Source organism: Acinetobacter sp. 148 (assembly GCF_031196675.1).
Lineage (GTDB): Bacteria > Pseudomonadota > Gammaproteobacteria > Pseudomonadales > Moraxellaceae > Acinetobacter > Acinetobacter baumannii.
In genome coordinates, this window is the sequence record NZ_JAVIMT010000065.1 from 1 (window position 1) to 13327 (window position 13327).

A 13327-nucleotide genomic window follows, 5' to 3' on the forward strand; every position below is an offset into this window, starting at 1 on the left:
TCAATCAATAGAGAATTATTTGAAGAATTATTAAAACTAAAATAATGGAATAAAGAATAATTTCATAATATTCCAATATTTGCTTAATCTATAAATAGTTCAAATTGAGTTTTCATCTATGCAGTTCAAAATTATCGCAGCCCAAGATCTAGATAGAAATCAACGTCATCAGATTGCTGAGTTATGTTTTTCTGCTTTTGATGAAGATCCTTGGACTCAATATGCTTTTATGCAAAAAGCTATTCATGTCGTCGGTATATTAAACAATCAAATTGTCTCACATGCCTTATGGACGGATAGAGCTTTTACCATAAATGGTAGTTCCGATGTGAAAACTGCTTATGTAGAGTATGTGACCACTGATTACACGATGAGAGGTAAGGGGATTGCATCACAATTATTAAAATATTTAGTAGAGACATTAACTCATCTGGAATATGAGCTTGCTGCATTACAACCAGAAGATGAAGCATTTTATGAAAAATTAGGATGGACTGTTTGGAAAGGAAATTTATCTATTAAACAAAACACTTGTAGTTATCTAACGGATGAGTATGAAATTATGCTATATCCTTTAAATATTCAGATGAAAGACCAGCTATCAAATAGTTCAGAAGAGGACACTATTTGTGCAGATTGGCGAGAAGGTGAACTTTGGTAGTAATTATGCCTGGGCTTTAATGCTGCAGCGAAAGTTTACTTTAGATTGGATACTATATATTTTTAAGTATTTGATTTTAATATTTTTATATCTTTTTATTTTTAATGTAAATTCCATTTTTTATTTTACTTCACTTTTTCTACTTTCCTGTTTAACTGACAAGCCTATAATGATTCAGAATCATTCCAAATCTAATAAGGATATAACATGTCTACTGATCCACAATTCCCAACACCCAATAATTTAGGTATCGCAGTTTATTCAAATAATGCAGAAGCTATTGGTAATACTCCTTTAGTACGTATTAATCGTTTGATTAAAACTGATGCAACTGTATTAGCCAAAGTAGAAAGTCGTAACCCAGCTTTTTCTGTGAAATGCCGTATTGGAGCGGCACTTATTGCAGATGCGGAAAAACGTGGTGTGCTAAAAGAAGGCATGCATATTGTTGAACCAACCAGTGGTAATACTGGTATTGCATTGGCGTTCGTAGCGGCGGCAAAAGGTTATTCCATTACTTTAACTATGCCTGCAAGTATGAGCCTTGAACGTAGAAAAGTGTTAAAAGCACTCGGTGCCAATTTAGTCCTAACAGAACCAGCGAAGGGAATGAAAGGTGCAGTTGATGAAGCTGTGCGATTAGCAACTGAACAGCCAGAAATTTATTTCTTGCCACAACAGTTTGAAAACCCAGCTAATCCACAAATTCATGTTGATACGACGGGACCAGAAATCTGGCAAGCAACAGGTGGGCAAGTTGATATCTTGGTAGCTGGTGTAGGTACAGGAGGTACGATTACGGGTATCTCTCGTTATTTTGAACAAGTTCAGAATAAGCCATTGTACTCAGTAGCAGTTGAACCAGCTGAGTCTCCAATTATTACTCAAACAAAAAATGGTGAGAACATTACACCCGCACCGCATAAAATTCAGGGAATTGGAGCAAACTTTATTCCAAAGAATCTTGATTTAGATCTGGTTGATGAAGTCATACCAGTGAGTAGTGAAGAAGCAATTCAATGGGCGAGAAATTGTGCCACCCAAGAAGGTATTTTAGTGGGTATTTCAAGTGGTGCTGCATTGGCAGCAGCGGCTAAAATTGCAGAACGTCCTGAAAATGCAGGTAAAACAATTGTTGTTATTCTTCCAGACAGTGGGGAACGCTATTTATCTTCTGTTTTATTTGAAGGTTTATTTGACGAATAAAATTAACCATATAAAAAAGCCCATGAATAAATGGGCTTTTTTATTTAATCTTAATTTATAAAGCACTTTTTAAAGTTTTCTGATGACGTTTCACAGATCGAGCATATTTTTTTGCTTTGTGACGTGTCCAGAAACTTCGTTCATATCCTGTTGGACCAACATTATAATATGCTGTCGCTTTGAACCAACTATCTGCTGTCTGATAGTAATGATTTAAAATATAAGCACCACATTGGATGTTGGTAGATTCATCATACAAGTTACCAGCACAAGTTTGTTGCCAATAACTGGGAATAATTTGTGTTAACCCAATAGCCCCGGTGGGAGAGCGAGCATTACTATTATAGCTAGACTCTTGCCTGATCACGGCTGCCAATAAAAGCGGTGGAACATTATATCTATCAGCGCTTTGAATAATCATTGGAGATAGGCGATTTGCTGTACTTGGCGGAACGGAATAAGCTTTTTGTAAGCCAGACGAAAGCTTACTTGAGCGCCAAGAAAATGAACCGCTATTAGGGCCTAAACTTGTACATCCCGTCATTATTGTCATCAACGCAATAATAAAAAATTTGAGACTAAGGCGCTGTAATTGTGATGGTGCAAAATGATCTTGAGCTAAAGATGAGATAAGCAAAATACAAAACCAATAATCAAATTTCAAATGAAATGATGGTATTCAGCCGTATTTATCGGATCAATATAAGTTCTGTTGCTCAGCCCAACCAGAAAGTAAGATTTTTGTATTATTGAAATGAAAAAACCCCGAAATCCTGTCGAGGTTTCTTCGTATTCAGCTTTATGTAGCTAACTCCTGTCAACTACCGCTTCCTGCGTTCTTATTCTTCTTCAATGAGACTTCCTGTCTCTCTATGATTTATATGTTATGAAAAAATACTCAAGTTGAATATCCGTTAATGACCCCAAATTTTGTACGTTTTAACTTACAGACGTTCTTTTTCAACTATGGAGTTAAGTCCCTTGATAAGCATTTAAGGTCAATGCAAAATTTTCACCAAATTGTTGAGCAGTTTTAATATCTCCTTCATCAAAACCATCTGCATTACTAGCATGTTTAGCCTGAGCCATTAAACCTGACCATGAACCGAGTCGGTTAGCTGCTTGTGTATAGGCAACACCTTGATGCTGTTCTGGTAGAATTGGGTTACCTACCCATAACATGCCGTGTTGCATGCAAAAAGTAAAAATTGAAATTAGTGTGGATTGTTTATCACCAGCAGGAAGAGATGAAACGGTAAACCCAGCTGCTAATTTCCCTTTAAAACTTTGTTTTTTCCATAATGGTCCAGTTGCATCCATGAGCTGTTTTAACTTGGAAGATACACCACCTAAATAAGTAGGAGATCCCCAAATTAATCCATCATATTGGATAAGAATTTCTGGACGCTCGATAAGATCCTCGGCATTGAGTAAATCTGCTTTAATATTGTGATGGCTCAAGACGCCAATTTGAATTTGCTGAGCAATAAATTGGGTGTGGCCTTGGCGACTATGGTAAATAATGGCAACAGTTTTCATGGAAATTTCCCTTTATTTAAATTTGAAATAGTTTTGCAGTGAGATATAAACCACAGCCAAAAACACTATGGTTCAGCAAACTTTTCAGACAGTTCAAAAAAGGGTGAGGTGTTTTTGATGAGGCAAAACCACTACCCATAGCTGGTTGCATAATAAAAAAAGGAATGAGAACGGTGACCAAACCAAACAGTAGTGCTGAGTAAAACTGAGGGTGGTCGAGCCAAGTCGAACCTACGATTAAAAGAAAGTTCAATGCAAAGATAATTCCGACACTATAGTGAGCAATCCAGCCTAATAAATATTCCCCCTTCATTGGAGGACTTTTAGCAATAGAATGATGGACAAGTTTTCCTTGAAATATCCAGCCCACCCAACGTCCAAGAAAGGCAAAGTTTAAAGTCGGGATCTTAAATATTTTTAGTATTAACAGCCATATATCCATAACGATGGTTGCACCAATACCAAGACATAAAGCTTGAAAGAACAGAGTGGATGTATTCATTTTTACACCTTGCTTTTATACATATGAAACGTGATAAATTTATTGTGCAAGTTAAAGTTCACTTGAAGTCAAGAGGGTATTATGGATATTGGTGAAGTCGCTAAGAAGGCAAAAGTCACAACGGCTACCCTACGTTTTTATGAAGAGAAAGGGCTAATTAAATCGATAGGGCGGCAAGGCTTACGTCGACAATATGGCAAACAAGTAATTGATCAACTGGCATTAATTGCTTTAGGTCGTGCTGCAGGATTTTCTTTAAATGAAATTGCCACAATGTTTAGGCAAGATGGTAAGCCTGATCTTGACCGTCAAAAACTAAAAGATAAAGCTGAACAATTAGAGCAAATGGCAAAGCGATTGCATTTTATCAGCCAAGGATTAGAACACGCTGCTGTATGTCCTGCTGAAAATCATATGGAATGTCCAACTTTCCAAAAATTTTTAAAAGCAGCAATTGCTGGAGAATATCAGCCAACAAAACTTTAATTAGCTTTACTAACAAGTTCAGTTTTCTATTGGGTGCTAAACAATAGGCTTGTCATATTTTCGCCATAAAGATTTCATATTTTTGAAGCAAAAACTTCATACAAGCTTGATTAAATTTGCTTAATTTTTTACCAACTGTATAAAATCATGAGCAAAAAAACTTTAATCGCATTATTATGCTGTGCCAGTTTAGGATTGACGGCATGTAACGATGATAACGATCAAGATCAAACTTCACCTACTGAAAACGTTACCGAACCAACTCTAATTTCTTTTGCTAAGTTACCTGTAGAAACTTATGCTGCTGGACCAGACTCAGGGGCATATGTGAAAGGTGCAAATGGAATTTATCCTCCGTTTAAAGGTCAACCTGTACAGGGATTTTCTGCTGCATTAAAAAATGAAGATGGCAGTTATATGGCAATGGCCGATAACGGTTTTGGGACTAAAGATAATTCATCAGACTTTTTACTTCGTATTTATAAAATAAAGCCTGATTTCAAAACTAAAACTAAAGGCACCGGTCAAGTTACTGTACAAAGTTTTATCCAACTGCGTGATCCGAATAAATTAATTCCATTTAATATCATCAATGGTAATACGCCTGAGCGTTTATTAACGGGTGCTGATTTTGACCCAGAGTCGATGCAGCGTACTAGTGATGGGACTTACTGGATTGGAGATGAATTTGGTCCATATTTACTCCATTTCTCAGCAGATGGTGTACTTTTAGACGCTCCGATTCCTTTACCAAATCCATTAAATCCAACTCAAGAATTACGTTCACCACAAAATCAATTTAATAAAGCGCAAATTAATTTTGTGGAACCTCTTGTTCAACAAAGTGGCGGTTTTGAAGGAATGGCGATTTCACCAGATGGACAATATCTCTATCCGCTTATAGAAAAGCCAATTAAATTAATTCGGGAAACAGAAAGACAACTGTTGATTTCCCAATTCGATATTAAGAAAAAAGCGTATACAGGAAAATATTATTGGTTCCAGTTAGACAGTAAAGCTACCAATATTGGTGATTTCCAACTCTTTAATGATAAAGAAGGGATCATTATTGAACGTGATGCCACGCAGAATAATTTAGGCGGCTATAAAAAATTAATCCGTATTAAATTAAATGAGTCAGGCCAGTTGGTCAGCCGCGAAGACTTAGTCGATTTAATTAAAATTGCTAACCCGAATATGTTGTATGGCACAGCTAGAGCAGGGGATATTGGTACGGGACAGGTTTTTGCCTTCCCATTTGAAACCATTGAAGATGTAATTATTGAAAATGGTACAACACTGACGGTTTTCAATGATAATAACTTCCCTGGGTCGACAGGACGTAATGCAAAGTTGGCCGATGATAACGAGATTATTCAGATTCGTTTACCAAAAGCTCTCTTCTAATTCATATAAATAAATGAGTTCGATCTGCGGCGGATTTTATTCCGCCGTATTTAATCTAAGAATAAAATATTGAGTAAACTTTAATCAAATTAATTTCTATATTGTTGTTTTCGCGTGTTTTATAAACAAGGAAAATGAATGAAATTCATGTTAAAATGATCGGCTTTCATCTTTAGATGTCTCTCCTCCATCTGCTAGCCGAGATTCGCAAGCCATGTCTACCGCTTATACTATGCAAACTGCGCCAAAAGCGTTGTTTGATTACGACAAATATTGGGCGTCGTGTTTTGAACCAGCGCCATTTTTGCCGATGTCACGAGAAGAAATGGACCAACTCGGCTGGGATGCGTGTGACTTTATTTTAGTCTGTGGCGATGCTTATATTGATCATCCATCATTTGTATCGGGTGTGATTGGACGGGTATTGGAAGCGCAAGGTTTCCGTGTCGGTATTATTGCACAGCCAGACTGGACCAATGTTGAAAGTTTCCGTGTATTGGGTAAGCCAACGATTGCTTGGGGAGTGACTGCGGGCAATATGGATTCGATGATCAACCGCTATACGGCAGATCGTAAAATCCGTTCGGATGATGCATATTCTCCTAATAACGAACCAAATAAACGTCCTGACCGTGCGGCAACGGTTTATTGCCAACGTTGTCGTGAAGCATTCCCAGATGTACCTGTACTATTAGGTGGTATTGAGGGTAGTTTACGTCGTATTGCGCACTATGATTATTGGTCAGACAAAGTCCGTCGTTCAATTTTGATGGATTCAAAAGCCGATATGCTTATGTATGGTAATGGTGAACGTGCCATTATTGATGTGATGCACCGTTTGGCAAAAGGTGAAAAAATCCACGAAATTACAGATGTTCGTGGTACAGCATTTATTATTAATAAACATAACAAAGCGGCTAAAGCAAAATTTGTTGAAATTGCCAGTAATGATGTAGATACGATTGGGCGTGTTGACCCAATTATTAACCCATATGTCATGACTGAAGATATTGATGGTTGTGAAATTGAGAAAGATAAAGGCAACACACTAGCTCAGTATCAAGGTTTTCAAAAAGAAATTGTTGCAAATCCGATTGTACGTGAAGGCGACCAACTTGATGAAAATACTCAGATTGTTCAGCTAAAGCCTGCTCAGTCAAAAGCAATTAAACACAAGTTACCTCCGCGAGAATTGGCTGTAATTCGTTTACCTTCTTTTGAAGAAGTGGCAAATGATCAAGTGCTTTATGCACATGCAAACCGTATTTTGCACCTTGAAACCAACCCGGGTAATGCACGTGCTTTGGTTCAACGTCATGGTGAGCGTGATGTCTGGATCAATCCACCTCCAATTCCTCTAACTACAGAGGAAATGGATTATGTATTTGATTTGCCATATGCACGTTTGCCGCATCCTGCATATGGAGATGCGCGTTTCCCTGCATTTGATATGATCAAATTCTCGGTCAATATTATGCGTGGCTGTTTTGGTGGTTGTACATTCTGTTCGATTACAGAACATGAAGGCCGTATTATCCAAAACCGTTCGGAAGATTCGATCTTACGTGAGATCGAGAAAATTCGTGATACAGCGCCGAACTTCACCGGTATTATTTCAGACTTAGGTGGTCCAACAGCAAACATGTACCGTTTGCATTGTAAAGACCCTGAAATTGAGAAGAACTGTCGTAAACCTTCTTGTGTATATCCGGGTGTTTGTCAAAACTTGCATACCGATCATGCACCTTTAGTACAGCTTTATCGTAAAGCACGTGCGATTAAAGGGGTGAAGAAGATTCTGATTGGATCGGGATTACGTTATGACCTTGCAGTATTGAACCCTGAATATGTCAAAGAGCTAGTACAACATCACGTTGGCGGTTATTTAAAAATTGCACCAGAGCATACTGAACAAGGCCCGTTATCTAAGATGATGAAACCGGGTATTGGTACGTATGACCGTTTCAAACAAATGTTTGATCGCTTTAGTAAAGAAGCAGGAAAAGAGCAATATTTAATTCCTTACTTTATTGCTGCACACCCAGGTACTTCTGATTATGACATGATGCATCTTGCGATCTGGCTGAAGAAGAATGGTTTCCGTGCCGATCAGGTACAGACGTTCTACCCATCACCGATGGCAACTGCGACAACCATGTATTATTCAGGGAAAAACCCACTCGCAAAAGTGGCGCGTTACACTGAAAATGTAGACATTGTAAAAGGTGAAAAACGCCGTCGTCTGCACAAAGCATTCTTACGTTACCATGATCCAAATAACTGGCCATTACTTCGTGAAGCGCTTAAAGAAATGGGCCGTGCTGATTTAATTGGTAATTCAAAGCAACATTTAATTCCAACTTATCAACCGAAAGGGGCGGAAGGAGAATATAAATCTGCACGTAAGAAGAACTCGTCTGTTGCGGGCGATTCAGTGAAGCGTTCAGGTCAAACAGTTCAAAATAAAAATCAGCATAAACGACCGCAAAAAGGGCAGGTACTGACTCAACATACGGGTCTACCACCTCGTGAGACAGGTGAAAAGAGACCATTTGGTGGTAAAAGTAAACCAAAATCAAAAGCTCGTGGATAACGATAAAAAAGGCTCTGTTTAAGAGCCTTTTTTATTTTTAAAGTGAGTAGATAAATCATATGGTGAGATTTCTGAACATTTTTTATGTAAAAAGTGTAATGAAAAATGATAAATCCTAAAAATCTGACGAGCTGCACTTGATTGTTGCTGAGTCTGTGTTTATAAATAATGTGAGGGTGGCTAAATTTAAGCCAAGCTTGATAACTACAAGTGAAATTACTAAGTGAACCTTTTAAAGAACGGCTGTGTCGTTATCAATTAAAACAAAGCGTGATCTAGCAAAATCATTATAAAAAACTTAAAGGATGGACCCATGTACTATTTAATTACAATCTTATTACTATTTTTGACCGTTGTTATGGCGGCGAAAAGCCTCTCAAGAAAGCATCAACAAGACAGTGCTTTAAAGCGCCGTGCCGTGTTAAGTAGTCATGAACAAATGACATTAACTCGTTTACAGACAGTATTGCCTAAATTTACTGTGTTAGCTCATGTTTCATTTGATGCATTATTAACAACGAAATATGCTCACACTCGTCGCAAATATCAAAATATGACAGCTGACTTTGTTGTGCTTGATCAAAATTATCAGGTTGTTGTAGTGGTTATGCTTGAAGAAAGTGGTTTACGCCGAGCACATCAACAATATGAGCGCCGTTTATTACAGCTTGCGGGCTATCGTGTATTAAGTTACAGCACTGTGCCAGATTATCATGAGTTAAGAAGAGACTTATTGACCCCTGAATCAGAGATGGCAACTTTACATGTAACGCCTCAGCTAGAAAGAATTTCAAATGCTTTTGTAAAGTCTTAAAAATTAGGTCTTACAGTGATTTAATTTTAAGCCTCATTAAATAAGATTTTAAAAAATGCTGATATTATCAACTTTAAAAGTATAAAAAATGAGCAATATCGATCATGATCTTGCTCAGTTTTTTTATTAATTAAAATTAATAAGAATTAAGGAAGTACCGCAACAACGGTCATTTCTACAAGTACATCAGGTGCATAAAGTTTAGATTCAACACAAGTACGAGCAGGTGGATGCTCTTTGCTAATCCATGCATCCCATACTGTATTCATGGCTGCATAGTCCTTATCAATATCCTTTAGAAAAATCATGACAGACAGGATATGACTTTTGTCAGTTCCGGCTTCAGCAAGTAAGCGATCAATATTGTCCAAAGTTTGTTGAGTTTGCGCCGTAATATCCACGCTGGTGTCATCAGCGAGCTGCCCTGCTAAATGGACTAAATTACCCGAAATCGCCACTTCACAATATCTTGAAGTCACGTGTAAGCGTTTTACCGTCATAAAAATGCTCTAAAGTGTCTTTATTGAATAGTTCGATTTTATGAAGAGTTCGTAGGCAGGTGCAAGCAAGTGCAAAAGAATTTCAGTAGATTATTGTTGTGATTTATAAGAACGGGCAAGCTCCATGTACTTTAAGTGCCCTGTAATATTCGGATTTGGTCGTCACGCCAATCACAGGACGATATGCCGAAAGTAAAGGTTGCTTTGGCATGTTGCAAATACATGGGTAATGAATATGCGCTGATTAGATTACTTCAAACTTTAAGCAAAAGGGAACTGTTTTTGTTTAAAACTTGTTCTTTTGTATAAAAAAACAACACTTACCATAAGGACAACTGAAAGTCGTCAGCTTTAGTTTGTAATTGATAAACTCCAATACCAATGAGCCGAAATTGGAAGTTTTCGGGAATATGCATCTCATTTAAAAGTAAGAATAATACTTGAATCAGGTCTTGTTGAGAATGAATTGGGTTTTTAAAACTTTTACTGTGTTGCAAAGTCTGGAAATTCTTAAGTTTGAGCTTAATATTTACGCCTCGGGCATTCAGTTGCTTTTTCTCTAAACTTTGCCAGACTTTTTCGGCTAGACCATGCCAGTAGGGTTGGCACTGAGCTAAAGTAAAGTCACTATCAAATGTGGTTTCTTTTGAAATTTGCTGTCGGGCACGTTCAGCTTGAACGGGCCGGTTGTCGATACCTTGAGCGTATAAATAAAGCTGTTGGCCATATTTACCAAAGTGGTGAACTAAAACAGCTTCTTCAATTTTTTGTAAGTCACCTAGCGTATGCAACTCAAGCTGTTGGAGCTTTTCTTGGGTAACTTTGCCTACTCCTGGAATTTTTTTTAAGGGTAAGTCCTGAATAAAACTGGCTACTTGAGAAGGTTTTATAACAAACAGGCCATTCGGTTTATTCCAGTCGGACGCAACTTTTGCCAAGAATTTATTAGGTGCTACACCAGCCGAGGCTGTCAGTCCGGTTTGCCTGAAAATATCTTCCCGAATATGCATGGCCACTTCGGTCGCACTCGCGATTTGTTTTAAATTTTCAGTGACATCAAGATAGGCTTCATCTAAAGATAAAGGCTCAATAAGAGTAGTGTATTGTTGAAAAATACTATGAATTTGAGCCGAGATGGCACGATATTTTTCGAAATTCGGCTCAATAATAACAACTTGAGGGCATAGTTTTCTTGCTTGGCTCATGGACATGGCAGAGCGTAAACCAAACTCACGAGCAGGATAAGAAGCAGCTGCAATTACGGCGCGTGGGTGATGCGATGAAATAACTACTGGGAGATGCCTTAGATCAGGACGCTCTCGCAATTCGACCGATGCATAAAAGGCATCCATATCGATATGAATGATTTTGCGCATATTATTGTGCTTTCACGATGCCTTGCTGCTGTAAAAATTGATGCCATTCTTTGACTGAACCCTCGTAAACATTTAAGTCTACTGGCTTTGTCATGCCTTCAATTTTACCTTGATTACTATGCTGCCAAAAGAGCCATTTTCTTTTGTCTTTCAGCTCAGGTTTCCCTTCGTAATCTCTGACCCAAAGTGGTGTATTAGGGAAACTACCTATTAATACAATGTGGTAAAAAGTTTTGGAAATATAAAAGATAGGCTGTTTACCATAATGATGCTTTAAGCTGTCATGCATGATGCCTATTTCTTTAAGTAATTGTTCTTTGGTATGGGAATTAATACAGTTGTTGTCATATTCCAGATCAATAACGGGAGGAAGGGCATCAGCTTTGTTAGGTACAGTTGCAATAAAATTTTCAGCTTGTGTTTTACCATCACGACATAAACGATAAAAATGATAAGCCCCGACATGAAAGCCATGTTCGCGTGCTTTTAACCAGTTTTCTTGAAATTTTGGATCTTTATAATCACCGCCTTCAGTCGCTTTTAAATAGACGAACTGGAATTTTTGGGGTGATATTTTTTTCCAGTTGATATTTTCTTGATGGTGAGAGACATCAAAGCCTTGAACTGGGTAATCTTGAGCAATAGCTTTTTGTTGGTAGAACAGACCGAAGTAAGTGAGAACCCCCATAACACAAGCTAAAACAATCCCAATGAGGGTATTGTAGCGTGGTGCAGAAAAGGTTTTTGCCAGCTTGGTCATGCAAAACTCAGTATTAATATGAAGTTCACATCATAGCGTGATTCGCGAGCGAGAAACCACGCTAAAAATGCAACTGCTTACACAGGCGTATTTTTGGGAATTTGCCAAAAGATCAGTGCGGTAATGATATTAATACAACCTAAACAAATCAGGGTGACATGGAAGGCAGTTGTCACATGTGCTGTACCATAGTAATCGGTAAATATATTAATGAGTGTACCTGCCAGTGCAACACCAATACTCATTGAAAGCATCATAATCATTGATAAGAAACTATTACCGCTACTTGCATCTTGTTGAGGCAAATCTTTTAAGGTGAGCGTATTCATTCCCACAAATTGTAATGAGTTTAATGTGCCAAATAAGAAGAAGTGTACGGCTCTAAACCAAGTTGGAGTGTCGACTGTCATGATTGCAAAAGAGGCAATACATAGCCCAACTAAAGTTGTGTTAATTAACAGAAAGCGGCGATAACCCATTTTCTGAATAATCGGTCTAACAATCGGTTTGGAGAAAAGCGACCCTAACACTAGCGGAATCATCATTAATCCCGCAATGAATGGCTCAAAGCCAAAAGCGACCTGTAGCATGAGCGGTAAAACAAAAGGTAAGGCATTACCACCAAAGCGGGCAAAGAAATTACCTAAAATACCAATCGCGTAAATCTTGTTTCTAAAGAGTCGGCTGCGGAACAATGCATTTTGATGGGTATGTGAATGGTAGGCATACCAAAGGGTTGCGACTACCCCGACCACTAATAAAGAAATACTAAACCATTTGGAATATTCAGGTGAGGCAAGATGTTCAATACCCAAAGACCAGCCAATCATTGCGACGACTAAGAGCACAAACCCAATAAGGTCAAATGTTTTAACGGTAGGCTCTTTTACATTTGGCATGACCTTTAATGTCATTAATATGCCCAATACTCCCATTGGAATATTAATAAGAAAGATCCAATGCCACGTTGCAACTTCAACGAGCCAACCACCGAGTGTTGGACCTGCCAAAGGACCAAGTAAACCTGCCAGACTCATAAGGCTCATGGCAGCTAAAAACTGAGTTCGGGGAATAATTTTTAAAAGTGATAAACGACCAACAGGGAGTAATAACGCCCCCCCAATACCCTGAATGACACGGAAAAATAAAAGCTGATTTAGGCTTTGAGAAAGGCCACAGCCTAAGGAAGCAAGTGTGAAAATAATGATTGCTGATAAAAACGTATTTCTAACACCAAAGCGGTCGGCCAACCATCCACTTAAAGGAATACAGGCCGCTACAGATAAAACATAAGCCACCACTACGCTATGCATACGTAATGGATCTTCATTTAAATGATGTGCCATTGCAGGAATGGCAGTATTTACAATTGTTGTATCTAATGCCTGCATAAAAAAGCCAATGGAAACCAAAAGAACCAATAGGCGATATTCGGGTTGCAAGGCTTGATGGGTTGGCGTGGCATTCATAACATTTGAAAATT

13 protein-coding genes and 1 pseudogene are annotated in these 13327 nt (G+C 38.1%); 7 read left to right on the forward strand and 7 right to left on the reverse strand.

Annotation, left to right across the window (positions count from 1 at the left end):
• Positions 1 to 118: 118 nt before the first annotated feature.
• Together RFX69_RS11310 and cysK are read left to right on the forward strand one after the other, a co-directional pair.
• Positions 119 to 661 (forward strand): GNAT family N-acetyltransferase, encoded by a 543-nt coding sequence (locus RFX69_RS11310; RefSeq protein WP_261490745.1) that lies wholly within the window; start codon positions 119 to 121, stop codon positions 659 to 661.
• A 207-nt stretch (positions 662 to 868) separates the two neighbouring features.
• Positions 869 to 1867, forward strand: a complete 999-nt coding sequence (gene cysK / locus RFX69_RS11315) for a cysteine synthase A (RefSeq protein ID WP_000102359.1) — start codon at positions 869 to 871, stop codon at positions 1865 to 1867.
• A gap of 55 nt (positions 1868 to 1922) precedes the next feature.
• Here the strand turns inward: cysK and RFX69_RS11320 are convergent, their stop codons facing one another.
• The 3 genes from RFX69_RS11320 to RFX69_RS11330 form a co-directional block, all read right to left on the reverse strand.
• The gene (locus tag RFX69_RS11320; RefSeq protein WP_100228821.1) at positions 1923 to 2531 is read right to left on the reverse strand and encodes a lytic transglycosylase domain-containing protein; all 609 of its coding nucleotides are present in this window, start codon (positions 2529 to 2531) and stop codon (positions 1923 to 1925) included.
• A gap of 308 nt (positions 2532 to 2839) precedes the next feature.
• Positions 2840 to 3406 (reverse strand): flavodoxin family protein, encoded by a 567-nt coding sequence (locus tag RFX69_RS11325; RefSeq protein ID WP_289332851.1) that lies wholly within the window; start codon positions 3404 to 3406, stop codon positions 2840 to 2842.
• A 16-nt stretch (positions 3407 to 3422) separates the two neighbouring features.
• Positions 3423 to 3908, reverse strand: coding sequence for a DUF2938 domain-containing protein (locus RFX69_RS11330; RefSeq protein ID WP_271056309.1), 486 nt, complete (start codon positions 3906 to 3908; stop codon positions 3423 to 3425).
• A gap of 81 nt (positions 3909 to 3989) precedes the next feature.
• Between RFX69_RS11330 and RFX69_RS11335 the strand changes: the two genes are divergently transcribed.
• From RFX69_RS11335 to RFX69_RS11350, 4 genes are all read left to right on the forward strand, one after another.
• Positions 3990 to 4394 carry a helix-turn-helix domain-containing protein gene (locus tag RFX69_RS11335; RefSeq protein WP_000350996.1) on the forward strand — a complete coding sequence of 135 codons (405 nt, stop codon included), beginning with the start codon at positions 3990 to 3992 and terminating at the stop codon, positions 4392 to 4394.
• A gap of 147 nt (positions 4395 to 4541) precedes the next feature.
• The gene (locus RFX69_RS11340) at positions 4542 to 5801 is read left to right on the forward strand and encodes an esterase-like activity of phytase family protein (protein ID WP_289332852.1); all 1260 of its coding nucleotides are present in this window, start codon (positions 4542 to 4544) and stop codon (positions 5799 to 5801) included.
• Positions 5802 to 6015: 214 nt separating this feature from the next.
• The gene (locus RFX69_RS11345) at positions 6016 to 8394 is read left to right on the forward strand and encodes a YgiQ family radical SAM protein (protein WP_271056307.1); all 2379 of its coding nucleotides are present in this window, start codon (positions 6016 to 6018) and stop codon (positions 8392 to 8394) included.
• 313 nt (positions 8395 to 8707) lie between these two features.
• Positions 8708 to 9208, forward strand: a complete 501-nt coding sequence (locus tag RFX69_RS11350; RefSeq protein WP_000291529.1) for a DUF2726 domain-containing protein — start codon at positions 8708 to 8710, stop codon at positions 9206 to 9208.
• 146 nt (positions 9209 to 9354) lie between these two features.
• Here RFX69_RS11350 and RFX69_RS11355 read toward each other — a convergent pair whose 3' ends face one another.
• Entirely contained in the window at positions 9355 to 9708 is a 354-nt protein-coding gene (locus tag RFX69_RS11355; RefSeq protein WP_000216805.1) for a RidA family protein, read from the reverse strand.
• Between the two features lie 199 nt (positions 9709 to 9907).
• On the opposite strand from RFX69_RS11355, the pseudogene RFX69_RS11360 reads away from it, so the two are divergent.
• Positions 9908 to 9970: pseudogene (locus tag RFX69_RS11360) on the forward strand (hypothetical protein); the annotation flags it as partial.
• A 58-nt stretch (positions 9971 to 10028) separates the two neighbouring features.
• Here RFX69_RS11360 and dinB read toward each other — a convergent pair.
• From dinB to mdtD, 3 genes are all read right to left on the reverse strand, one after another.
• Positions 10029 to 11084 carry a DNA polymerase IV gene (gene dinB / locus RFX69_RS11365; RefSeq protein ID WP_001226142.1) on the reverse strand — a complete coding sequence of 352 codons (1056 nt, stop codon included), beginning with the start codon at positions 11082 to 11084 and terminating at the stop codon, positions 10029 to 10031.
• A 1-nt stretch (position 11085) separates the two neighbouring features.
• Positions 11086 to 11844 (reverse strand): GH25 family lysozyme, encoded by a 759-nt coding sequence (locus RFX69_RS11370; RefSeq protein WP_000163502.1) that lies wholly within the window; start codon positions 11842 to 11844, stop codon positions 11086 to 11088.
• Positions 11845 to 11921: 77 nt separating this feature from the next.
• Complete coding sequence (mdtD, locus tag RFX69_RS11375) at positions 11922 to 13313, reverse strand: multidrug transporter subunit MdtD (protein ID WP_032027027.1); 1392 nt, start codon at positions 13311 to 13313, stop codon at positions 11922 to 11924.
• Positions 13314 to 13327: the final 14 nt, after the last annotated feature.

Excerpts from the sequence above, each read along its gene's own strand:
- RFX69_RS11325 (WP_289332851.1), bottom strand. The coding sequence starts at position 3,406 with ATGAAAACTGTTGCCATTATTTACCATAGTCGCCAAGGCCACACCCAA.
- RFX69_RS11330 (WP_271056309.1), bottom strand. The coding sequence starts at position 3,908 with ATGAATACATCCACTCTGTTCTTTCAAGCTTTATGTCTTGGTATTGGT.
- RFX69_RS11355 (WP_000216805.1), bottom strand. The coding sequence starts at position 9,708 with ATGACGGTAAAACGCTTACACGTGACTTCAAGATATTGTGAAGTGGCG.
- RFX69_RS11310 (WP_261490745.1), top strand. The coding sequence starts at position 119 with ATGCAGTTCAAAATTATCGCAGCCCAAGATCTAGATAGAAATCAACGT.
- RFX69_RS11340 (WP_289332852.1), top strand. The coding sequence starts at position 4,542 with ATGAGCAAAAAAACTTTAATCGCATTATTATGCTGTGCCAGTTTAGGA.
- RFX69_RS11350 (WP_000291529.1), top strand. The coding sequence starts at position 8,708 with ATGTACTATTTAATTACAATCTTATTACTATTTTTGACCGTTGTTATG.
- RFX69_RS11335 (WP_000350996.1), top strand. The coding sequence starts at position 3,990 with ATGGATATTGGTGAAGTCGCTAAGAAGGCAAAAGTCACAACGGCTACC.
- mdtD (WP_032027027.1), bottom strand. The coding sequence starts at position 13,313 with ATGAATGCCACGCCAACCCATCAAGCCTTGCAACCCGAATATCGCCTA.
- dinB (WP_001226142.1), bottom strand. The coding sequence starts at position 11,084 with ATGCGCAAAATCATTCATATCGATATGGATGCCTTTTATGCATCGGTC.
- cysK (WP_000102359.1), top strand. The coding sequence starts at position 869 with ATGTCTACTGATCCACAATTCCCAACACCCAATAATTTAGGTATCGCA.
- RFX69_RS11370 (WP_000163502.1), bottom strand. The coding sequence starts at position 11,844 with ATGACCAAGCTGGCAAAAACCTTTTCTGCACCACGCTACAATACCCTC.
- RFX69_RS11345 (WP_271056307.1), top strand. The coding sequence starts at position 6,016 with ATGTCTACCGCTTATACTATGCAAACTGCGCCAAAAGCGTTGTTTGAT.